Below are 22,723 nucleotides of genomic sequence, written 5' to 3' on the forward strand. Positions count from 1 at the left end.
GCTCTAGGGCGGCGCGGGCAGGGTGCAATTCAATATGGTAAAGCTGGCGAGCAGGCCCTAGACTCAGTGAGCTGTCTATTCCAACCACTTAGCTGGAAGCATGCCATGAATAACAATAACAGCCTGCTACGTCACATCCCGTGGCTGGCGCTGGCAGTCATAGGAGCCTGTGCGCTGGGTGTGGTCGCCCTGCGTCGCGGTGAAGCCATCAACGCCTTGTGGATCGTGGTCGCGGCTGTGGCCATCTACCTGGTCGCCTACCGCTACTACAGCCTGTTCATCGCCACCAAGGTGATGCAACTCGATCCGCGCCGGGCGACCCCGGCGGTACTCAACAACGATGGCCTGGACTACGTCCCGACCAACAAGCACATCCTCTTCGGTCACCATTTCGCCGCCATCGCTGGCGCCGGCCCGCTGGTCGGCCCGGTGCTCGCCGCGCAGATGGGCTACCTGCCCGGTACGCTCTGGCTGATTGCCGGCGTGGTACTGGCAGGGGCCGTGCAGGACTTCATGGTCCTGTTCCTCTCCACCCGCCGCAACGGCCGTTCGCTGGGCGACATGGTGCGTGAGGAAATGGGCCGCATTCCGGGCACCATCGCCCTGTTCGGCTGCTTCCTGATCATGATCATCATCCTCGCGGTGCTGGCGCTGATCGTGGTCAAGGCCTTGGCCGAGAGCCCGTGGGGCATGTTCACGGTGATGGCGACCATCCCGATCGCCATGTTCATGGGCATCTACATGCGCTTCATCCGCCCGGGCCGTATTGGCGAGATTTCGCTGATCGGCGTGGTGCTGCTGCTGGCATCGATCTGGCTGGGCGGCGTGATCGCGGCGGATCCTGTGTGGGGCCCGGCGTTCACCTTTACCGGCGTGCAGATCACCTGGATGCTGGTCGGCTATGGCTTCGTCGCCGCCGTGCTGCCGGTGTGGCTGGTGCTGGCACCGCGTGACTATCTCTCGACCTTCCTCAAGATCGGCACCATCATCGGCCTGGCCATCGGTATCCTGATCATCGCGCCTGAGCTGAAAATGCCGGCCCTGACCCAGTTCACCGACGGTACCGGCCCTGTGTGGAAGGGCACCCTGTTCCCGTTCCTGTTCATCACCATCGCCTGCGGCGCGGTGTCCGGCTTCCATGCCCTGATCAGTTCGGGCACCACGCCCAAGCTGCTGGACAACGAAACCAACGCCCGCTACATCGGCTACGGCGGCATGCTGATGGAGTCGTTCGTCGCCATCATGGCCATGGTCGCCGCCTCGGTCATCGAGCCGGGCGTGTACTTCGCCATGAACAGCCCGGCCGCAGTGGTCGGTGCCGACGTCGTGTCGGTGGCGCAGACCGTCAGCAGTTGGGGCTTCACCATCACCCCCGAGCAGCTCGAGGCCACCGCCCGTGACATCGGCGAGCACACCATCCTGGCGCGTGCCGGTGGTGCACCGACGCTGGCGGTGGGGATCGCGCAGATCCTCCACCAGGTATTGCCGGGTGAGAACACCATGGCCTTCTGGTACCACTTCGCGATCCTGTTCGAGGCGCTGTTCATCCTGACTGCCGTGGATGCCGGTACCCGTGCCGGGCGCTTCATGCTGCAGGACCTGCTGGGCAGCTTCGTGCCAGCGCTCAAGCGCACCGAGTCGTGGACCGCCAACCTGATCGGCACCGCCGGTTGCGTGGCGCTGTGGGGCTACCTGCTGTACCAGGGCGTGATCGACCCGCTGGGCGGTATCAACACCCTGTGGCCGCTGTTCGGTATCTCCAACCAGATGCTAGCCGGTATCGCGCTGATGCTCGGCACCGTGGTATTGATCAAGATGAAGCGCGAGCGCTATATCTGGGTCACCTTGCTGCCAGCGCTATGGCTGCTGATCTGCACCACCACCGCAGGCCTGATCAAGCTGTTCGACCCGAACCCGGCAGTCGGCTTCCTGGCCCTGGCCAAGAAGTACAGCACCGCGCTGGATGCCGGTCAGGTCCTGGCTCCGGCCAAGGACATCGGCCAGATGCAGCACGTGATCTTCAACGCCTACACCAACGCCGGTCTCACCGTGCTGTTCCTGGTGGTGGTGTTCAGCGTACTGTTCTTCGCCATCAAGGTCGGTATCGCCGCCTTGGGTCGCAAGGAGCGCAGCGACAAGGAAACCCCATTCCAGGCCCTGCCTGACGCTTGAGAGGATTGCAGCGATGTTCAACGACCTGGGGCGACTGGGTAAGTATCTGGGGCAGGCTGCCCGACTGATGGTCGGCATGCCCGATTACGACACCTATGTCGAGCACATGCAGAACAAGCATCCGGACAAGCCGGTGATGAGCTACGAGGACTTCTTCAAGGAGCGCCAGGAAGCCCGTTACGGTGGCAAGGCCGGCCCCAAGTGCTGTTGAGTCTGTAACTCGCTTGAACCTGTGGGAGCCCGCGCAATCGGGCTCCCACAGTCATTTTCGGCTTCAATGGAGGCAAACGCGTGCATACCCCGATTCCCGTCACCGTGCTCACCGGCTTTCTCGGTGCCGGCAAGACCACCCTGCTCAAGCACATGCTCAAGGCCGAGCATGGCCTGAAGATCGCCGTGATCGAAAACGAATTCAGCGAGGCGGGCATCGACAGCCAACTGCTGGGCGACGAACCGGTACAGGTGATGACCCTGGCCAACGGTTGTGTGTGCTGCAGCATCCATGGCGACCTTACCCGTGCCCTGTACCTGCTGCTCGAACGCCAGGATGCCGGTGAAATCGCCTTCGATCGCCTGGTGATCGAGTGCACCGGCCTCGCCGACCCGGCGCCGGTGGCGCAGACCTTCTTCATCGACGAGGAGCTACGCGAACGCTACATCCTCGACGGCATCATCACCCTGGTGGACGCCAAGCATGCCGATTTCCACCTGACCCAGGCCATCGCCCAGGCCCAGGTCGGTTTTGCCGATCGCCTGCTGCTGAGCAAGACCGACCTGGTCGAGCCTGATGTGGTCGAGGCGCTGCGCGAGCGTTTGGCGCGGATCAATGGCCGCGCACAGATCCGCGTGGTCGAGCATGGTCGTATCGACCTGGCTGAGCTGCTCGACGTGCGCGGTTTCAATCTCAACCCGGACTTGGGGCTGAGCCCGAGGCCGACCCTGCGTCCGGTGCTCAAGCCCGCGACCCCGGACCGTATCTCCACCCTTGTGCTACGCACGGAAAAGCCGCTGGACATCGACCGCCTCAGCGACTTCATGAACCAGTTGCTGGAAGACCATGGCAAGCAATTGCTGCGTTACAAGGGGGTGTTGAACATCGCCGGGGAGGACCGTCGGCTGGTGTTTCAGGGCGTGCTCAAACTGTATGGCTTCGACTGGGATGCCGAGTGGAAAGAGGGCGAGGTGCGCGAAAGCGTGATGGTGTTTATCGGTGATGAGCTGCCGCAAGACCGGATACGCGAGGATTTTGCCGCGTTGGCTGGCTGACAGGTGCGCAAGACATAAGCAAAATGCCCGGCACAAGGCCGGGCTTTTTCACATCAGGCGATTGCCAATCAGTTGCCGTACACCGGCAGCTTCTTGCAGATGGCCTTGACCTTCTCACGCACGGCGTCGATCACCGCTTCGTTGTTCAGGTCGGCGAGGATGTCGCAGATCCAGCCGGCCAGCTCGCGGCACTCGGCTTCCTTGAAGCCACGGGTGGTGACGGCTGGGGTGCCGAAGCGCAGGCCCGAGGTGACGAACGGCGAACGTGGGTCGTTCGGGACCGAGTTCTTGTTCACGGTGATGAAGGCTTTGCCCAGCGCGGCGTCAGCGTCCTTGCCCGAGATTTCCTGCTTGATCAGCGACAGCAGGAACAGGTGGTTTTCGGTGCCGCCGGAAACGACGTCGAAACCACGCTCGATGAACACGCTGGCCATGGCCTGGGCGTTCTTCACTACCTGCTGCTGGTAGGCCTTGAACTCAGGCTGCAGGGCTTCCTTGAAGCAGATCGCCTTGGCGGCGATGACGTGCTCCAGCGGGCCACCCTGGGCGCCCGGGAAGACTGCGGAGTTCAGCTTCTTCTCGATGTCGGCGTTGGCACGGGCCAGGATCAGGCCGCCACGTGGACCACGCAGGGTCTTGTGGGTGGTGGTGGTGACCACGTCGGCGAATGGAACCGGGTTCGGGTAGACGCCAGCGGCGACCAGGCCAGCGACGTGGGCCATGTCGACGAACAGGTAGGCACCGACCTTGTCGGCGATTTCGCGGAAGCGGGCGAAGTCCAGGACTTGCGAGTAGGCGGAGAAGCCGGCGACGATCATCTTCGGCTTGTGCTCGACAGCCAGGCGCTCGACTTCGTCGTAGTCGATCAGGCCGTTGCCGTCGATGCCGTACTGAACGGCGTTGTACAGCTTGCCCGAAGAGCTGACGCTGGCGCCGTGGGTCAGGTGACCGCCGTGGGCCAGGCTCATGCCCAGGATGGTGTCACCGGCCGACAGCAGGGCCAGGTAGACGGCAGCGTTGGCCTGGGAGCCGGCGTGCGGCTGGACGTTGGCGTAGTCGGCGCCGAACAGTTCCTTGGCACGGTCGATGGCCAGTTGCTCGACGACGTCGACGTACTCGCAACCGCCGTAGTAGCGCTTGCCTGGGTAGCCTTCTGCGTACTTGTTGGTCAGAACCGAGCCCTGGGCCTCCATGACCGCTGGGCTGGTGTAGTTTTCCGAAGCGATCAGCTCGATATGCTCTTCCTGGCGCAGGGCTTCTTGCTGCATGGCTTCGAAGAGCTCGGCGTCGTACTTGGCAATGGTCAAATCACGGCTGAACATGGCGGTCCTCAAGGATCGGGGCTGAATTGGGATGGCATTCTAACCGATTGGGTCGGGCCTGGCATATGAAGTGGCATCAAGTCGCGGACCAGTGGGCTTCATGTTGCAGACCGCGCGGGGACTGGGCTGAGACGGGGCGCTAGTTGACTCCGAAGTCCGTTTTTTCGATGCCTGGTGGAGGCTGGATTGGTGTCCAGCTTCTTCGGGCAGTCCACCCTGTAGGAGCGGGCTTGCCCGCGAAAAAGACACCGCGCTGCCTGGCACGGGCTACGCCCGTGTTCGCGGGACAAGCCCGCTCCTACAGGGATTGGGGCTGGCCTTTGGATTTTGAACAGAGCAGGGATCGCGCAGGGTCGTTATTTCTTACTGGAACATGAACAAGGTTTCGTTGCTGAACTGCGCCTCGAACTGGTTGGCCGGCATCGGCCGGCCGAACAGGTAGCCCTGGACTTCGTCGCAGCCGTGCTCACGCAGGAACTCCAGCTGTTCATGCGTCTCCACGCCTTCGGCGATCACCGCCAGGTTGAGGCTGTGGGCCATGGCGATGATTGCCCGCGCGATCTGCGCATCCTGCTCGCCTTCGGGCAGGCCGTCGACGAAGGTGCGGTCGATCTTCAGCACGTCGATGGGGAACTGCTTGAGGTAGTTGAGCGACGAATAGCCCGTGCCGAAGTCGTCCACCGCGATGCTCAGGCCCAGGTTCTTCAGGCTGTCGAGGATCTGCATGGCCTCGTTGACCTCGCGCATCAGGATACTTTCGGTCAGCTCCAGCTCCAGGCACGCCGGCGGCAGGCCGGTTTCTTCGAGAATGGTCGCGATCCGCGTCCCCAGCTGGCCGTCGGAGAACTGCCGCGCCGAGATGTTCACCGACACCTTGGGCACCCGCACCTTGGCCTTGTGCCAGGCCTTGAGCTGGCGACTGGCCTCGCGCAACACCCAGTCGCCGACGTCGACCACCAGGCCCAGTTCCTCGATCACCGGGATGAAGTCGCCCGGCGGCACCAGGCCGCGACGTGGATGGCGCCAGCGCAGCAGCGCTTCGGCGCCGGTCAGGCGCTTGCCGTCGCCGCTGAACTGCGGCTGGTAGTAAAGCATGAACTCGTTCTGCTCCAGGGCGTGGCGCAGATCGCTTTCCAGCTCCAGGCGCTCCAGGGCACTGGCGTTCATGTCGGCCTGGTAGAACTGGAAGTTGTTCTTGCCGCGCTCCTTGGCGTGGTACATCGCCGTGTCGGCGTTCTTCATCAGTTGGCTCAGCTCGTTGCCGTCCTGCGGGCTGAGGGCGATGCCGATACTGGCGGTGACGAAGAACTCGCGATTCTCCAGCACGAATGGCCGCACCAGGCTGGCGAGGATGTTCTCGGCCACATGAATGGCGCGGTTCAGCGCCATTTCGCGGCTGGTACGCGACTGCAGCAGCAGGGTGAACTCGTCGCCGCCCATGCGCGCCACGGTGTCGTCTTCATCGACACAGGCCAGCAGGCGCTCGGCCATGTCCTTGAGCATGCGATCGCCTGCGGCGTGGCCGAGGGAGTCGTTGATCGGCTTGAAACGGTCGAGGTCGAGGAACATCAGCACCACCCACGACTTGTGCCGCTCGGCCTGCTGCAATGCCGTGTGCAGGCGGTCCTGGAACAGCGTGCGGTTGGGCAGGTGGGTGAGGGCGTCGTAGTACGCCAGGCGGTGGATGCGCTGCTCGCTGGCCTTGCGCTCGCTGATGTCGGTGAAGAAACACACATAGCTGGCCAGGTCGCGCTCATCGTCGAGCACCGCGGTGATGCCGACCCAGGCCGGATAGTGCTCGCCGCTGCGGCGCTTGAGCCACACTTCGCCTTCCCAGGTGCCGCGCTGGTTCAGTTGCTTGAGCACATAGCCCAGGTGCGCGTCCTGCTGGCCTTCGACGGTGAGCATGTTCGGGCGCTGGTCGAGTACTTCATCGGGCGCATAGCCGCTGACCCGGCTGAAGGCTTCGTTGACCTGGACGATATAGCCGGCCGGGTCGGTGATCAGGATCGCCGAGGTCGAGTGCTCGAATACCGTCGCCGCCATGCGCAGGTCTTTCTCGGCGCGTCGCTGCTGGCTGATGTCGCGCCCCACCCCAAGCACGCCTTCGAATCGTTCGTGATCGTCCCACACCAGCACCAGGCGCAGCTCGATGGGGATCTTGCGACCGTCGGCACGCAGGCAGTCGAACAGGAATACCTGGGTGGGCAGTTGACTGCGCAACTGGCGCAGTTGCTCGCGGTCGTCCAGCGCCTTGCTGACCCGCTCCATGAGGCTCTGCATGCCGCTGAGCTGGGAGGGGTTGGCGATGATCGATGGCCAGCCGTTGTCGAAGATGTAGTCCACCGGATAGCCCAGCACCGTCTGCACCGAGGGGCTGATGTAGTTGAGCTGCAGTTGGTTGTCGGTGGAGAAGATCACGTCGCTGATGCTTTCGGCGAGCATCCGGTAGCGCTGCTCGCTGTCACGCAGCGACTGGCTGGCCTCGATCTGCACCGTGACGTCCTTGCCCACGCCGATGATCCGCGTGACCTGGCCTTCGCCATCGCGGGCCAGGACCTGCTCGCGGATGTCGTAGCAGCGCCAGCCGCCGTCGCGGTGGCGGAAGCGCAGTTGGCAGTGCAGCGACTGGCTGTGACCGCTGTCGCGCTGTTGCTGGCGCAGGCTGCGGTAGTGCTCGGCATCCTCGGGGTGCAGCAGCAGCTCCCAGAAGTGATCGCCCATCTGCGCAAGCTCCGAGCGGTCGTAGCCCAGGGTTTGCCCCAGGTGGCGGTTGCTGAAGATCATGCGCCGGTTGTGCACGTCCTGAACGTAGAGCTGGTCGGGTACGGTACGCACGACGTCCGACCAGAAGCTTTCACGTTCGAGCAGCGACAGTTCGACCTGCTTGCGGCTGGTGATGTCGCTGATGCTGAGGATCACGGCCTGATAGTCGCGCCGCTGCTGGGGCAGGCGGGCCATCAGCCACAGGTGCAGCTCGCCACCCAGTGGCGAGGGCAGGCGTACTTCCAACTCGAACTGCGCGCGCTGTTCGATCAGGGCGTCGAGCAACTGCATGCCGATACTCTCGCGGCCGTCGCCGCTGCCCTCGATCAACCGCTGCCAGGCGCCCTCGTTGCAGGTCACGTTGAGCAACTGGCGTGCAACTTCGTTGATCTCGGTGATCTTCAGTTCCTGCAGCAGGTTGCGGCGCAGGCTCGGCTCCAGTGCCAGGCTCTGCTTGAGCGCGGCGAGGTTGCGCAGGTGGTAGCGATCGAGCTGACCGGGCAGGCTCGACAGGTCGAGCACGCACAGGGCCACGCCGGTGCTCTCGAAGATATCCTGATAGCGCCGGCGGTCTTCCTGCAGGGCCTGCTGGCGGCGGCGCATGTTGACCAGCGCCAGGCCCGGCAGCAGGGCGCAGAACAGCACCAGCAGGCTCTTGCCCAGCAGGGCCGGCAACAGTTTATCGCGGGCCGAGGCCGGGTCGTGCAGGCCGCGGACCTGCCAGGTACTGTTGTCGATGAAGGCCAGCAGCACGCTGTGCAGCGCCGATGGGTTGGCGTGGGCGACACCGCTGCGCTCGATGACTGCGCCGTCACGGCTGTTTTCCAGCAGCCAGAGCGGGTGGATATGTGTGTTGAGCTTGCTGGTCAGCTCCTGGTAGTAGTCGGCGGACAGGCGCAGCAGCCAGTAGCCGCGATCTTGTTCGGTGGGCTGGCGCAGCAGCAGGTAGACCAGCTGGTTGTCGCTCGAATTACCATAGAAGTAGGCGTTACCCTGGTTCAGACGTACCAGGCCGTCGATCGTTTGGCGGTCGGGGCTGTCGCGCAGGCTGTCGCCGCGGATTTGCCCGTTGCTGTCCAGCCAGGCCAGGCCACGCAAGGCCGGCAAGCGTCCCCTGAGTGTCTGCAGCAGCGCCGGCAGGGCCGCAGGCGACGGCGGCTTGACGTAGGGCTGCAGCAGATTCATGGCCTGCTGCGCCTTGAGCGCCATGTTCAGGGTCAGGTGGTGGGCCAGTTCCGCACTCGTCGCCACGCTTTGCTGGCGCAGGTCGGCCTGTGTGTGGCGGAACTGCGAGAACAGTTGCCAGAACAACAGCCCCAGCAGGACCAGGGCCAGCAGGGCAAGCGCACCCTTGAGCGAGCCTCGCAACGAAGCAGGCGGCGCAGGGCGCTGGATGGGCGGTCGGGTGAAGTTGGTCAAGCGTTGGTCCTGCGATTGGGCTGGCGAAGGCAGGGGGGATCATGCACGCGGCATGCCGCCGTGGCGCACTATAAGGCCGGACATACGAAAGCGGCTAGGCTCTGTCTGATATGTATCTGCACTCGCCCATACTGCGTTGAAACGTGGCTCGGAATGCTCATGTACTCCAGTACACTGCGCTTCCTCCCCCCGTTTCGCCTTGTCTGGCCTTCGCGCAGACACATTTCAGACGGACCCTAGCATGCCTTGGATTATGGCAAAGTGCCAGCCGATATGTCTCGTCCCGGCGCCGGCCGGGTGTTCGGCAAGCCCCTGCAACCTGTGCGAGAATGCCGGCCGTTTCATAGTCAATGCATCGGAGAAGCACGGTTTGGTTACCCACTATTCCACCAATGGCCTCGATTCCGCCTGTGGGCGCAGCAGTCAGACTTTGGTCAGCACTGCCGTGGCCGACGACGTATCCTGCAAGTCCTGCCAGCGCTCGTTCGCCAAGCCCGACGCGGCGGCTGCCCAGCGCAAGACGCCGTCGCTGGCCGAGCTGCGCAAGTCGGCCAAGGCTGCGCTCGAGCCGGCCGAAGTCGCGGTTGTTGCCGCCGAGGTGAAACCTGCAGCGAAGGTTGTGAGCAAACCGGCGAGCAAGCCGGCCGGCAAGACCGTCGAGACCCCGGTCCGCACCGGCGGTTTCAGCGTCAAGGCCGCCTGGGCCGCGCGCCTGGCCGAAGAAAGCGGGCGGTCGCGCCTGCCGCGCGGCAAGGGCAAGCAGCGTCACGTCTGATCGCTCGCGCAATGCCGACGTGCAGATCCTGCACATGGCAGCCATTCACCAAGACTTGGCGTAGAATGGCCAGCTTTGTTCAACGACACCTCGAATACAGATCGCCCTGACCCGTTCAGGGCGATCGTCGATGTCTTTACCTATCCATATAGAGGGCTTGGTTTTGGCTCAATACGTCTACACCATGCATCGGCTGAGCAAGGTCGTGCCGCCGAAGCGGGAAATTCTCAAGAACATCTCCCTGTCGTTCTTCCCCGGCGCCAAGATCGGCGTGCTGGGCCTGAACGGCGCCGGTAAGTCCACGCTGCTGCGGATCATGGCGGGTGTCGACAAGGAATTCGACGGCGAAGCCCGTCCGATGCCCGACATCAATGTCGGCTACCTGCCGCAGGAGCCCCAGCTGGACCCGAACAAGACCGTGCGTGAAGTGGTCGAGGAAGCGGTCAGCGTGATCAAGGACGCCCAGGCGCGCCTGGACGAGGTCTACGCCGCCTACGCCGACCCGGATGCCGACTTCGACAAGCTGGCCGCCGAACAGGCCAAGCTCGAAGCCATCCTGCAGGCCGCTGACGGTCACAACCTGGAGCGTCAGCTGGACGTCGCTGCCGACGCTCTGCGCCTGCCGGCCTGGGATGCGCGCATTGAGCACCTGTCTGGTGGCGAGAAGCGTCGTGTGGCCCTGTGCCGCCTGCTGCTGTCGGCCCCTGACATGCTGCTGCTGGACGAACCGACCAACCACCTGGACGCCGACTCGGTGGCCTGGCTGGAGCGCTTCCTGCACGACTTCCCTGGCACCGTGGTCGCCATTACCCACGACCGTTACTTCCTCGACAACGTCGCCGGCTGGATCCTCGAACTGGACCGCGGCGCGGGCATCCCGTACGAAGGCAACTACTCGGGCTGGCTGGAGGCCAAGTCGGACCGTCTGGCGCAGGAATCCAAGCAGCAGAGCGCCCACGAGAAGGCCATGAAAGAGGAACTGGAGTGGGTGCGCAAAGGCGCCAAGGCCCGCCAGTCCAAGTCCAAGGCTCGCCTGCAGCGTTTCGAAGAGATGCAGTCGCAGGAGTTCCAGAAGCGCAGCGAGACCAACGAGATCTACATCCCGGCAGGTCCGCGCCTGGGCGACAAGGTCATCGAGTTCAAGAACGTCTCCAAGGGTTATGGCGACCGCGTGCTGATCGACAACCTGTCGTTCTCCATGCCAAAAGGCGCCATCGTCGGCGTTATCGGCGGTAACGGCGCCGGTAAGTCGACCCTGTTCCGCATGCTGATGGGCAAGGAGCAGCCGGACTCGGGCAGCATCGAGATCGGTGAAACCGTGCAACTGGCCTGCGTCGACCAGAGCCGCGAGGACCTGGACGGCAGCAAGACCGTGTTCCAGCAGATCTCCGACGGTTCCGACCAGATCCGCATCGGCAACTACGAGATCCCGTCGCGCACTTATGTGGGCCGTTTCAACTTCAAGGGCGGCGACCAGCAGAAGTTCGTCAAGGACCTCTCCGGTGGTGAGCGTGGCCGTCTGCACCTGGCACTGACCCTGAAAGAGGGCGGCAACGTCCTGCTGCTCGACGAACCGTCCAACGACCTGGACGTCGAGACCCTGCGTTCGCTGGAGGAAGCCCTGCTGGACTTCCCGGGCGCCGCCATCGTGATTTCCCACGACCGTTGGTTCCTGGACCGCGTGGCGACCCACATCCTGGCTTACGAGGACGACTCGAACGTGGTGTTCTTCGAGGGCAACTACACCGAGTACGAAGCCGATCGCAAGAAACGCCTGGGCGACGCTGCTGCCCAGCCGCACCGGGTACGGCACAAGAAGCTGGCGCAGTAAGCCGGTTTTTGTTGCACAAGGATGGGGCCCTCAGGGGCCCCATTTTTGTGCCTTGCTGGGAGCGGTGGTGCTTCATTCGCGGGCAAGCCCGCTTCTAGAAGGGAAGCTTGCCGGTCCAGGCCCTTGTAGGAGCGGGCTTGCCCGCGAATGCCACACCTCGGTGACGGTTTGTATACATTTATATAAAACGCACCAAAAAAATTCAGAAAAACGACATTTTGCCCTGTTCCAGTGCGATTGCTTCTTGATAGAGTCCGGAAAAAATCAATAAGTCCAATCCTCTTGGTGAGATGTCTACCATGATCGAATCCGTCGACCATTTCCTCGCACGCCTGAAGCAGCGTGACCCTGCCCAGCCCGAATTCCACCAGGCTGTCGAAGAGGTGCTGCGCAGCCTCTGGCCGTTCCTCGAAGCCAACCCCCACTACCTGCAGGCCGGCATCCTCGAACGCATGGTCGAGCCGGAGCGTGCCGTGCTGTTCCGCGTGTCGTGGGTCGATGACCAGGGCAAGGTCCAGGTCAACCGCGGCTATCGCATCCAGATGAGCAGCGCCATCGGCCCCTACAAGGGCGGGCTGCGCTTCCACCCGTCGGTGAACCTGGGCGTGCTCAAGTTCCTGGCCTTCGAACAGGTGTTCAAGAACTCGCTGACCTCGCTGCCCATGGGTGGCGGCAAAGGTGGCTCGGACTTCGACCCCAAGGGCAAGAGCGATGCCGAAGTCATGCGCTTCTGCCAGGCATTCATGAGCGAGCTGTACCGCCACATCGGCGCCGACCTCGACGTGCCGGCCGGTGACATCGGTGTTGGCGCCCGTGAGATCGGCTTCATGTTCGGCCAGTACAAGCGCCTGGCCAACCAGTTCACCTCGGTGCTGACCGGCAAGGGCATGACCTATGGCGGCAGCCTGATCCGGCCGGAAGCCACCGGCTACGGCTGCGTGTACTTCGCCGAGGAGATGCTGAAGCGTAAAGACCTGCGTATCGACGGGCGTCGCGTGGCCATCTCCGGTTCTGGCAACGTGGCCCAGTATGCGGCGCGCAAGGTCATGGACCTGGGCGGCAAGGTGATTTCGCTGTCCGACTCCGAAGGCACGCTGTTCTGCGAGGCCGGGCTGAACGACGAGCAGTGGGATGCGCTGATGGAGCTCAAGAACGTCAAGCGTGGCCGCATCAGCGAGCTGGCCGAGCGTTTTGGCCTGGAGTTCCGCAAGGGCCAGACGCCGTGGAGCCTGCCGTGCGATATCGCCCTGCCGTGCGCCACCCAGAACGAACTGGACGTCGAGGACGCCCGCGCCTTGCTGCGCAACGGCTGCGTCTGCGTCGCCGAAGGCGCCAACATGCCGACCACGCTCGAGGCGGTGGATGTGTTCATCGAGGCGGGCACCCTGTTCGCACCGGGCAAGGCGTCCAACGCCGGTGGCGTTGCGGTGTCGGGCCTCGAGATGTCGCAGAACGCCATGCGCCTGCTGTGGACGGCGGGTGAGGTGGACAGCAAGCTGCATGCGATCATGCAGTCGATCCACCATGCGTGCGTGCACTATGGCGAGCAAGCCGATGGCTCGGTCAACTACGTCAAGGGCGCGAACATCGCCGGCTTCGTGAAAGTGGCGGATGCCATGCTGGCGCAGGGGGTGGTCTGATTCGAGATCCTCGGGGCCGCTTTGTGGCCCAATCGCGGGACAAGTCGGAGCGCCGAACCGCCGCTCCCACAGGGATTGTGCTGGTCTTCCTGCAGGAATCGCGATTGGGCTGCGCAGCAGCCCCTAACCCTCACCCAGGATCTCGACCACCTCGATGGACAGATCCCCCGCCGGCCGCCGCCACAGCACCTCATCCCCAGGCCTTGCGCCAAGCAGCGCCCGCCCCAGCGGTGAACCCCAGTTGATCAGCCCGCGCGCTGCATCGGCCTGATCTTCCCCGACCAGTTGCACCTTGTGCTCCTCATCCTGCTCATCGACAAATCTCACCCGGCTGCCGATCTGGACCTTGTCCTGCGAGGTCGCAGGTGGCACCACCTGGGCGCTCTGTACGCGTGTGCGGAAGTAGCGCAGGTCGCGCTCGGTATCGGCCAGGCGCTGTTTGTCGGCATGCTCACCCTGGGCTTGCAGATCGCTGTGCAGGGCAATGAGCGCCGCCACGCGTTGCTGCAGTTGCGCAAGACCGCTGGCGGTGACGTAGTTGGGCTGGTCGCTGACCCGTCGCTCCACCGGCTGGCTGGCCTGGGCGGCGGCCTGGTCTTCGTTGACGAATGCTCGGCTCATGAACGGCCTCCTTGTTTCTGGAGACCATGGTGAGGGTTGTCGAGTTTCCCTGAATGTCTGGCTGCGACCTAATTGTGACGATAGGCGCGCGCTGCACCGCGGTCTTTTTCCTGCTGCCATTCGCGGTCACGCTCGTCCCAGTAGCGCTCTCGGTACTGGCGCGTGTCTTCGCTGTTCTGCATGGCATGGCACTGACGAAAACCATCGTCCCAACCGCTTTCGTAGCGGCGATCGTGGAGGTAGCGCGGGACGTCCTTGCGAAAATCTCCGACCATCAGCCCCGCTGCCTGGCGGCCACTGCTGCAGCCGTCCTGGAAACCATCGGCATAGGCCGGTGGGTAGCCCTGGTCGAGCATCTGCTCGCGGGTGGACTGGCAGCCGACCAACAGCAGGGTTATCCACAGGGCGAAACCGTACCGCGACATAGACACTGGACCTCCGGGTGATAGGGGAAGTCTAGGTCGTGGATTGTCGCGGCGATGTCAAAACGCCGTCGAAGGATTGCACGTCATGATGCGAATCCCTGTGGCCCCACGCAAAGGTATCAGTACTGGTACCACTTCAACTCCAGCATCACCTCGTTCTGTGCGGTGGCCAGGTGGCTGAACTCGCGCTTGGCGCTCAACCTCAGGCCCAGGTTCTGCGAAATCTCCCACTGCTGGTTCAGGCTCAGGCTGCGCCGCACTTCACCATTGGTGAAGTAATCGCCTTTTGCCTCCAGGGTCATGTTGCCCAGCCCGTTGCGCCACAGCAGGCCACCATTGAAACCGGCCGCCGGCGAGATGAACTCGGCGAAGTCATTGTGATGTTCGACCCGCACCGTACCGAGGGCAAAGCCCAGCAGGCCGTCGGCAAGCTGCCAGGTCCCACCGCCGCCGCCGTTGACGTGGCTGACCAGCACCTCGTCGTCATGCTTGCCCGGCACCCGCTCGAGGCCGCCAGCCACCTGCCACGACCAGGGCTTGAGCAGTTCGTTGCGCGGGGTCAGGGAGCGGATGGTGGCCAGGTCCAGGCGTTGCACCTGCCAGTCGTTGCCCTCGTACTGGCGCAGCTTGAGCTGGAGGATCTCGATCTGTGCGCCGAGCGGGAAGCCGTAGGCGTTGTCGTTGAGGTCGTGGTAGGCCATGCGCAAGCCGTACTCGGCGAAGGCGCGGTCTTCGCGGGTACCGACACCCAGCTGCCAGGTACGCGACTGATGACCGTCCTCGGGCAGGCCGGGGCGTTCGATCTGCAGCGGTGGCGGCGGGTTGCGGTTGATCGCCCGCAGCAGCTCGAAGCTGCGCCTGGCCTGTTCGGGGTCACGCTCCTGGCCGGTGGCGCGGTAGCGTTCCAGGCGATAGGCGGCATCTTGTACCAAAGCCTGGCGTTCGCGTGGCAGGGCGGTGAACTCGGGGCTCTGCAATTGCGCAGTGTCGGCGCTGACGGCCAATACCTGCTGTTTTTCGTGATGGTCCAGTGGCTCGGCGCGGGCCAGCAGCTCGCGTTCGCGCGATGGCCGGTAGCGCACATCGGACACCAGCCCCGACTGCTTGACTGCCTTGACCGTATCGGTAGGGATGGCGGTGAGCGGGAACTGCGAGGTCAGGTCCAGCCCGGGGCGGGCGACCTGCAGCAGCTCCAGCAGGCGGTAGGAGCAGTTCTCGTCGAAGAAGAAGTAGTCGAACTGCACCTGCTTGAGTTCCCAGACGTGCTCGACCATGCGCCCGGTCTCTTCAGGCGTCAGGTCCAGCTGGTACTCCCACAGGTCGCGGTTCTCCAGGCTGCGGTATTCGGAGAGTTTCTCCTGGTACGGCATCATCGCGAACAGCCCGGGGTAGCCGCCCATCAGGCCTTTCCAGGCGTAGAGGATGCTGTTGTCGCTGCCTTCGATATAGGCGCCGAAGTTGATCGCGTAGCTGAGCAGCGTGGTGTCGTTGCTGCGGGTGTCGGCCTTGTCGATGCGCAGCAGGGTATGGCCGAACATCGAGGACGGGCTGTTGAGGTAGGCCGCCGGGAAGATCAGCACCGCGCTGTGCGGTGCGACGTCGGCGTACCAGCGGCTGTATTCCTGGCAGTCCGGGGTCGGCAGGTCGCTGAGCTGCAGTTGCTCGCGCAGCCAGCGGGTGCGCGCCGGAAAGACGCATTGGGCGTGTTTGTCGCCCAGGTTGGCCGGGGCATACAGCGCATCGACCGTGGCCCGCAGTTCGCGATCCGGATGATGGGCGCCGTCCTCGGCGAGAAAGAATTTGTCGTCGTCCACATAACTGCGCCAACCGCCCAGCTTGGCGGTTTCGTAGTGACCCAGTGCGATCCAGTAGCGGTCGGCGGCCAACTGCTGCACGCGCGCCTCATCCAAAGAAGGTGTCGCGTAGGCAGGGGCGCAGGCGCATAACGTCAGGTAGGCGAAGCGTTTGAGCATATCGGGCAACTACTTCTGAATGATGCCGAAGGGAGGTGGGCGAAACCCGCCCCGCAAGCGGGGCGGGCAGGTCGAACTTACGCTTCGGTAGCGTACTTCGCCAGTTGTGGATCCTTTTTCAGGACCGCGATGGTGTTGTTGTGGACATCTTCGGCAGTGACGTTGGCGCTGCTGAAGATCTGCTGGAAGTGGTCGTGGGTGACCGAGGCGAAGTGCGCGCGGTCTTCGGGTTTGACGCCCAGTACCACGGCGTAGGTGGTCAGGGCTTCGCCCTGGCCCTGGGCCATGTCTTCGGACAGTTCGTTCATGGTGCCATTCATGGCCAGCCACGATTTGCCGCCGTAGGTGAGCGCTGCCTTGGTGGAGCAGCCGTTGGTGCCGGAGGTCATGCCGAAGGTGGCGTTACCGGAGGTGCCGTTGGTGGTGGAGGCCAGGAAGTGCGCCGGAGTGCCGCGCTGGCCTTCGAACAGCAGGTTGCCCCAACCGCAGTTCGGGCCGCCTGGCGCTTCGGCCATGGCATTGATCGAAACCGCGGCGAACAAGGTACCCAGAAGAATCCGTTTCATAGCGTTATTCTCTTTTTCGATACGTATCAATGATCAGGGTTGTCTGGCAGTTCATGCCAGGACGGGGAAGCATTTTACCCACCCGCGCAGTTTGGAGTTTAGGCACGATCCAATAGTTGCGTAGTTGATTGCGAAAAAATCTTGGACAAACCTTTTTAACGCCTGCGACATAAAGTCCCGCGGAGCCTTGCAAGGCGCGCGCCCCCGGCGCCAGAATGCTGCGTATCCGCCCCGCCGAAGTAAGGAAACCCAATGCCCGATCCTGTTGCTGCGCGCCTGCGTCTCGCGCCTGAAGCCCTGACCCGGCGTTTTTCCCCCGAGCAGTTTGCCTTCACCAACACCGATGATCTGGAGCCGTTTCGCGGAGTACTGGGCCAGGAGCGTGCCGTCGAGGCCCTGCAGTTCGGCGTGGCCATGCCACGCCCTGGCTACAACGTCTATGTGATGGGCGAGCCGGGTACCGGCCGCTTCTCCTTCGTCAAGCGCTACCTCAAGGCCGAGGGCAAGCGCCAGCAGACCCCGGCCGACCGGGTCTACGTCAACAATTTCGAAGACACCCGCGAGCCGCGTGCGCTGGAGTTGCCGGCAGGCACTGCTGGCGAGTTCATCGCCGACATGAACGGTTTGATCGGTAACCTGCTGGCGACCTTCCCGGCGGTGTTCGAGCACCCGTCCTACCAGCAGAAGAAGGGCGCCATCGATCGCGCCTTCAACCAGCGTTACGACCGTGCCCTTGATGTGATCGAACGCGCGTCGCTGGAAAAGGACGTGGCGCTGTACCGCGACGCCAGCAATGTCGCCTTCACCCCCATGGCCGAAGGCAAGGCGCTGGATGAGGCCGAGTTCGCCCAGTTGCCTGAAGAGGTCCGCGAGCAGTTCCACGAAGACATCGCCGAGCTGGAGGAGCGTCTCAACGAGGAGCTGTCCAGCCTGCCGCAGTGGAAGCGCGAGTCGAACAACCAGCTGCGCGAACTGAACGAAGAAACCATCACCCTGGCCCTGCAACCGCTACTGGCCCCTCTGTCGGAGAAGTACGCCGAGAACGCTGCGGTGTGCGCTTACCTGCAGTCGGTGCAGTTGAACCTGCTGCGCACCGTGGTCGAGCAACTGGTCGACGATGCCAAGACCGACGCGGTGGCGCGCAAGATGCTCGAGGAGCAGTACGCGCCAAGCCTGGTGGTGGGGCATCCGGTCAATGGCGGCGCGCCTGTGGTGTTCGAGCCGCACCCGACCTACGACAACCTGTTCGGTCGCATCGAGTACAGCACCGACCAGGGCGCGCTTTCCACCTCCTACCGCCAGCTGCGTCCGGGGGCATTGCACCGCGCCAACGGCGGCTTCCTGATCCTGGAAGCGGAGAAGATGCTGGGCGAGCCCTTCGTCTGGGATGCGCTCAAGCGTGCGTTGCAGTCGCGCAAGCTGAAAATGGAGTCTCCCCTGGGCGAGCTGGGGCGCATCGCCACCGTCACCCTGACGCCGCAGATGATCCCGCTCAACGTCAAGCTGGTGATCATCGGCTCGCGTCAGCTCTACTACGCGCTGCAGGATCACGACTCGGACTTCCAGGAGATGTTCCGCGTACTGGTCGACTTCGACGAAGACATGCCGATGGTGGACGAGAACCTCGAGCAGTTCGCCCAACTGCTGCGCACGCGCACCAATGAAGAGGGCATGGCGCCGCTGACCAGCGATGCCGTGGCGCGCCTGGCGACCTTCAGCGCGCGCCTGGCCGAGAACCAGTCGCGCCTGTCGGCGCGTATCGGCGACCTATTCCAACTGGTCAGCGAGGCGGACTTCATCCGCCAGTTGGCCAACGACGAGATGACCGATGCCGGACACATCGAGCGCGCGCTCAAGGCCAAGGCGACCCGCACCGGGCGGGTGTCGCAGCGGGTGCTCGATGACATGCTCGCCGGCATCATCCTGATCGACAGCGAAGGCGCTGCCATCGGCAAGTGCAACGGCCTGACGGTACTGGAGGTCGGCGATTCGGCATTCGGCATGCCTGCGCGGATCTCCGCCACGGTCTACCCGGGCGGCAGCGGCATCGTCGACATCGAGCGTGAGGTCAACCTCGGCCAGCCGATCCACTCCAAAGGCGTGATGATCCTCACCGGTTACCTGGGCAGCCGCTATGCCCAGGAGTTCCCCCTGGCGATCTCGGCGAGCATCGCGCTGGAGCAGTCCTATGGCTACGTGGACGGCGACAGTGCTTCGCTTGGCGAGGCCTGTACGCTGATCTCGGCGTTGTCGCGCACGCCACTCAAGCAGTGCTTCGCCATCACCGGTTCGATCAACCAGTTCGGCGAAGTGCAGGCGGTGGGCGGGGTCAACGAGAAGATCGAAGGCTTCTTCCGCCTGTGCGAAGCGCGTGGCCTGACCGGCGAGCAAGGGGTGATCATCCCGCGCGCCAACGTCGCCACGTTGATGCTCGACGAGCGCGTGCTGCAGGCGGTCGAGGCCGGGCGCTTCCATGTCTATGCGGTGAGCCAGGCCGATGAGGCGCTGAGCCTGCTGGTGGGCGAGGACGCTGGTGCGCCCGACGAGAAGGGCGAGTTCCCCGAAGGCAGCGTCAATGCAAGGGTGGTCGAGCGCCTTCGGGCCATCGCCGAGATGATCAGCGAGGAAGAGATCAAGGACGCCGAAAAGGAACGGCTGGAGGAGATGGTGGCTGAGGCCAAGCCTGCCTGAGTCAATAAACCGGCGCTGGCGGCCAAGTGCTACCGTTCAGCGCCGGTTTTCCAGCAATGCTCACCTGTCATCTATGCTGGAACTTAAGGAGTTGTCAGGGTTCAGGATGGAAACAGCCTGTCGTGCAGGCTGAACAGGGCTTCTCAGAGGGGACGCCGCCATGCGCAACCTCAGCCTCACCCGCCAGTGCCTTGGCCTGGTGACCCGCATCGAGTGCAGCATCCGTCCGCTGGCCGGCGACAACGGCATGTGGACCTTGCTGTTTGCCGCCGGCATGGCCGGTGAGCAGCCTTCTGCGATCAAGGCGCAAGGGCCGTTTCATGGGCCGATGGTGGCCGAATCGGTAATGAACGCCATTGTCGACAGCTTGACCCTGCACGGCTACCAGGTGGCCGAGGATCCGCAAATCTGGTGCCTGCACCTGCAGGCGCAATTGCGGCGGATCAATGGCGAGCGTTGTCGCAACCTTGGGGACTACCAGTTCCGTCCGGACAATTGAAGAGGGCTCTGCGGCAACCCGCCGCAGACTTTTGCTGTCATAGATGGCTGGCTATACTCGCGCACGCTTTTTCAGTCATCTCATGAGCCCCTATCCTCCATGGAACGTATTCTCGAAAACGCGATGTATGCCTCCCGCTGGCTACTCGCTCCGATCTATTTCGGCCTGTCCCTGGGCCTGCTGGCGCTGGCGCTGAAATTCTTTCAGGAAGTGGTCCACGTACTGCCCAACGTCTTTGCGCTGAGCGAGGCGGACCTGATCCTCGTGATCCTTTCGCTGATCGACATGTCGCTGGTCGGCGGCCTGTTGGTGATGGTGATGATCTCCGGCTACGAGAACTTCGTCTCGCAACTGGACATCGACGAGAGCAAGGAGAAGCTCAACTGGCTGGGCAAGATGGATTCTTCTTCGCTGAAGATGAAGGTTGCCGCGTCGATCGTGGCCATTTCCTCGATTCACCTGCTGCGCGTGTTCATGGATGCGCAGAACATCTCCACCGACTACCTGATGTGGTACGTGATCATCCACATGACCTTCGTGGTCTCGGCTTTCTGCATGGGTTATCTGGACAAGCTGACCAAGCATTGAGTCGGTGAAGGCCGTTTCGCGGGTTTACCCGCGAAAGGCACGACGCGGCCCGACCGACGGCCCCTTGCCTAATCCCAGCTTCTGTACAAAAAATGAGCACTCATGCGGGGTTTCCGCAGCGAGGTGCATTCATGAATCTGCATCAGCTCAATTCCGAGGCCAGGGCCGGCCACGTCGATGAACTCAACCTGATCGCCATCGAAGGTGGTGACTACCTGCTCGAGGCGCGGATCAAGGGTCACGCCCATCCTCTCCACGCCCCCCGTGGAGAGCGCTTGAGGGTGCACTCGGTCGAAGATGCACGATTGCTCCTGAAAGCCCTGCCGATGCTGTCGATGAATCTGGTGCACTGGTCGGTGCAGGATGAGATGTGCGGCATGGGCAGCCACCCGGAGGAAGACCTCAAGGTCCCGATTTCCCAGCGTTCGGCCTGGTAGCTGCTTCGCGCAGCCCCAGTGTGCTAGGCTGCTTGCCCTTTTCACCAAGGGCGCGGATGCAGTGCGCCCTTAAGCGGAGCAAGCCAATGTCCGAACTCAACCTGTCCACCGACGAATCCCGCGTCAGCTACGGCATCGGCCGTCAGCTGGGCGGCCAGCTGCGCGACAACCCGCCACCGGGTGTGAGCCTGGAAGCGATCCTGGCCGGCCTGACCGACGCCTTCAACGGTGCCGACAGCCGCGTCAGCGAAGCCGACCTGTCTGCCAGCTTCAAGGTTATCCGCGAAGTGATGCAGGCCGAAGCTGCCGCCAAGGCCGAGGCCGCCGCCGCCGAGGGCAAGGCCTTCCTGGTCGAGAACGCCAAGCGTGATGGCATCACCACCCTGGCCTCGGGCCTGCAGTTCGAAGTGCTGACCGCAGGTAGCGGTGCCAAGCCGAGCCGCGAAGACAACGTGCGTACCCACTACCACGGCACCCTGATCGACGGCACCGTGTTCGACAGCTCCTACGAGCGCGGCCAGCCTGCCGAATTCCCGGTAGGTGGCGTGATCGCTGGCTGGACCGAGGCGCTGCAACTGATGAACGCGGGCAGCAAATGGCGCCTGTACGTGCCGAGCGAGCTGGCCTATGGCGCGCAAGGCGTTGGTAGCATCCCGCCGCACAGCGTGCTGGTGTTCGACGTCGAGCTGCTCGACGTTCTGTAAGACTGCGTCGTCTTCATCGCGGGACCAGCCCGCTCCCACATGTGCCCCGCAGGCTCTAATGCGCAGGTGTACTGGTGGGAGCAACTGTCTTGTTCAAAATCTAAAGACCAGCCCAATCCCTGTGGGAGCGGGCTTGTCCCGCGAAGAGGCCGGTAATGCCGGCCTCAATTCCAATCCGTTCCCCCTGGGCGCAACGCCCGCGCATAGCAGAACAGAAACAGATTCCTCACCAGTTCCTTCAGTACTCCAGGCTCACTTGAGTTCAGGCCGGTGAGGTCCAGGTCGCCCTGGTCACGCAGTTCGTCGAGTGCTTCTTCCTCGAGCACGGCACAGACTTCGCCGGTCTCGCGATGGAGGATGCGCAGGTAGGGATGGGGGCGGTCGAGCCAGGCGTCGATCAGGTAGGTCATGGCTATTCTCCTTGGAAAACGTTCCAATGAGAATAATTCTTATTATCAAAATGGCAAGTGACTATTGGATTAATTCTGCCAAAGGGTGCAGATGATCCTGTTGCAGGATCTGTCAGGGCCACCCGAGGGCGGCCCTGCAAATAGCCTCAGACCTTGCGCACGAACTCGGACTTGAGCTTCATCGCGCCGATGCCGTCGATCTTGCAATCGATGTCGTGATCGCCGTCGCACAGGCGGATGTTCTTGACCTTGGTGCCGACCTTGACCACCAGCGAAGAGCCCTTGACCTTGAGGTCCTTGATCACGGTGACGGTGTCGCCATCCTGCAGGACGTTGCCGACCGAATCCTTTTTCACCACGTCATCGCTGTTCGCCTCGGCGTCGCCGATGGCCGACCATTCGTGGGCGCATTCGGGGCAGATCAGTTGGGTGCCATCCTCGTAGGTGTATTCGGAGTTGCAGGCGGGGCAGGGCGGCAAAGTGCTCACTTCGGTTCCTTGGTGTACAGAGGGTTAAAGGCGCACATTGTATAAGGTTTTGCGGCGAAAATGTTTTTTGTCCGCACAAAAGCATTCGCGGGCAAGCCCGCTCCCACAAAAGGCCTGATGTACTTGGGCC

Annotated in this window: 19 protein-coding genes; 11 read left to right on the top strand and 8 right to left on the bottom strand. The window is 63.2% G+C overall.

Features of this window, described 5'->3' with window-relative positions; translation table 11 throughout:
• Nucleotides 1–105 precede the first annotated feature (105 nt).
• The 3 genes from HU748_RS19105 (at nucleotide 106) to yjiA (ending at nucleotide 3,438) form a co-directional block, all read left to right on the top strand.
• Entirely contained in the window at nucleotides 106–2,172 is a 2,067-nt protein-coding gene (locus tag HU748_RS19105) for a carbon starvation CstA family protein (RefSeq protein ID WP_065864062.1), read from the top strand.
• Between the two features lie 13 nt (nucleotides 2,173–2,185).
• Nucleotides 2,186–2,383, top strand: a complete 198-nt coding sequence (locus tag HU748_RS19110; protein WP_054894051.1) for a YbdD/YjiX family protein — start codon at nucleotides 2,186–2,188, stop codon at nucleotides 2,381–2,383.
• 80 nt (nucleotides 2,384–2,463) lie between these two features.
• A complete protein-coding gene (gene yjiA, locus HU748_RS19115; protein ID WP_186721509.1) occupies nucleotides 2,464–3,438 on the top strand; it encodes a GTPase in 975 nt (324 codons plus the stop codon).
• Between the two features lie 68 nt (nucleotides 3,439–3,506).
• Here the strand turns inward: yjiA and glyA are convergent, their stop codons facing one another.
• Both glyA and HU748_RS19125 read right to left on the bottom strand, forming a co-directional pair.
• Complete coding sequence (gene glyA, locus HU748_RS19120) at nucleotides 3,507–4,760, bottom strand: serine hydroxymethyltransferase (RefSeq protein WP_054894053.1); 1,254 nt, start codon at nucleotides 4,758–4,760, stop codon at nucleotides 3,507–3,509.
• Between the two features lie 363 nt (nucleotides 4,761–5,123).
• Nucleotides 5,124–8,945 carry an EAL domain-containing protein gene (locus HU748_RS19125; RefSeq protein WP_186721511.1) on the bottom strand — a complete coding sequence of 1,274 codons (3,822 nt, stop codon included), beginning with the start codon at nucleotides 8,943–8,945 and terminating at the stop codon, nucleotides 5,124–5,126.
• 370 nt (nucleotides 8,946–9,315) lie between these two features.
• Between HU748_RS19125 and HU748_RS19130 the strand changes: the two genes are divergently transcribed.
• From HU748_RS19130 to gdhA, 3 genes are all read left to right on the top strand, one after another.
• The gene (locus HU748_RS19130; RefSeq protein ID WP_186668370.1) at nucleotides 9,316–9,720 is read left to right on the top strand and encodes a hypothetical protein; all 405 of its coding nucleotides are present in this window, start codon (nucleotides 9,316–9,318) and stop codon (nucleotides 9,718–9,720) included.
• 163 nt (nucleotides 9,721–9,883) lie between these two features.
• Nucleotides 9,884–11,551, top strand: coding sequence for an energy-dependent translational throttle protein EttA (gene ettA, locus HU748_RS19135; protein ID WP_186721513.1), 1,668 nt, complete (start codon nucleotides 9,884–9,886; stop codon nucleotides 11,549–11,551).
• Between the two features lie 299 nt (nucleotides 11,552–11,850).
• Entirely contained in the window at nucleotides 11,851–13,191 is a 1,341-nt protein-coding gene (gene gdhA / locus HU748_RS19140) for an NADP-specific glutamate dehydrogenase (RefSeq protein ID WP_186668366.1), read from the top strand.
• Nucleotides 13,192–13,314: 123 nt separating this feature from the next.
• On the opposite strand, the gene HU748_RS19145 is transcribed toward gdhA, so the two are convergent.
• The 4 genes from HU748_RS19145 to HU748_RS19160 all read right to left on the bottom strand — a co-directional run bounded on the left by HU748_RS19145 (nucleotide 13,315) and on the right by HU748_RS19160 (nucleotide 16,776).
• On the bottom strand, nucleotides 13,315–13,812 hold the full coding sequence (locus tag HU748_RS19145; protein WP_186721514.1) for a GreA/GreB family elongation factor: 498 nt from the start codon (nucleotides 13,810–13,812) through the stop codon (nucleotides 13,315–13,317).
• A 68-nt stretch (nucleotides 13,813–13,880) separates the two neighbouring features.
• A complete protein-coding gene (locus tag HU748_RS19150) occupies nucleotides 13,881–14,237 on the bottom strand; it encodes a hypothetical protein (protein ID WP_186668362.1) in 357 nt (118 codons plus the stop codon).
• Between the two features lie 119 nt (nucleotides 14,238–14,356).
• Nucleotides 14,357–16,210, bottom strand: coding sequence for a DUF4105 domain-containing protein (locus tag HU748_RS19155; protein WP_186721515.1), 1,854 nt, complete (start codon nucleotides 16,208–16,210; stop codon nucleotides 14,357–14,359).
• Nucleotides 16,211–16,287: 77 nt separating this feature from the next.
• Nucleotides 16,288–16,776, bottom strand: coding sequence for a DUF3015 domain-containing protein (locus HU748_RS19160; protein WP_065864072.1), 489 nt, complete (start codon nucleotides 16,774–16,776; stop codon nucleotides 16,288–16,290).
• A gap of 252 nt (nucleotides 16,777–17,028) precedes the next feature.
• On the opposite strand from HU748_RS19160, the gene HU748_RS19165 reads away from it, so the two are divergent.
• From HU748_RS19165 to HU748_RS19185, 5 genes are all read left to right on the top strand, one after another.
• Nucleotides 17,029–19,467: an ATP-binding protein gene (locus tag HU748_RS19165; protein ID WP_186668359.1), complete on the top strand. Its 2,439-nt coding sequence runs from the start codon at nucleotides 17,029–17,031 to the stop codon at nucleotides 19,465–19,467.
• Between the two features lie 160 nt (nucleotides 19,468–19,627).
• Nucleotides 19,628–19,966: a hypothetical protein gene (locus tag HU748_RS19170; protein ID WP_186668357.1), complete on the top strand. Its 339-nt coding sequence runs from the start codon at nucleotides 19,628–19,630 to the stop codon at nucleotides 19,964–19,966.
• 99 nt (nucleotides 19,967–20,065) lie between these two features.
• On the top strand, nucleotides 20,066–20,554 hold the full coding sequence (locus tag HU748_RS19175) for a TIGR00645 family protein (protein WP_003247486.1): 489 nt from the start codon (nucleotides 20,066–20,068) through the stop codon (nucleotides 20,552–20,554).
• A 131-nt stretch (nucleotides 20,555–20,685) separates the two neighbouring features.
• Nucleotides 20,686–20,991: a DUF6482 family protein gene (locus HU748_RS19180; protein WP_186721516.1), complete on the top strand. Its 306-nt coding sequence runs from the start codon at nucleotides 20,686–20,688 to the stop codon at nucleotides 20,989–20,991.
• Between the two features lie 86 nt (nucleotides 20,992–21,077).
• Nucleotides 21,078–21,695 carry an FKBP-type peptidyl-prolyl cis-trans isomerase gene (locus tag HU748_RS19185; RefSeq protein ID WP_186668353.1) on the top strand — a complete coding sequence of 206 codons (618 nt, stop codon included), beginning with the start codon at nucleotides 21,078–21,080 and terminating at the stop codon, nucleotides 21,693–21,695.
• 164 nt (nucleotides 21,696–21,859) lie between these two features.
• On the opposite strand, the gene HU748_RS19190 is transcribed toward HU748_RS19185, so the two are convergent.
• Entirely contained in the window at nucleotides 21,860–22,105 is a 246-nt protein-coding gene (locus HU748_RS19190) for a hypothetical protein (protein WP_186708127.1), read from the bottom strand.
• Between the two features lie 146 nt (nucleotides 22,106–22,251).
• Nucleotides 22,252–22,593: a zinc ribbon domain-containing protein YjdM gene (locus tag HU748_RS19195; protein ID WP_186668349.1), complete on the bottom strand. Its 342-nt coding sequence runs from the start codon at nucleotides 22,591–22,593 to the stop codon at nucleotides 22,252–22,254.
• Nucleotides 22,594–22,723: the final 130 nt, after the last annotated feature.

Origin of the sequence: Pseudomonas sp. RW3S2, from assembly GCF_014268955.1 — a bacterium.
In the GTDB taxonomy this organism is placed as follows: Bacteria; Pseudomonadota; Gammaproteobacteria; order Pseudomonadales; family Pseudomonadaceae; genus Aquipseudomonas; species Aquipseudomonas wayambapalatensis.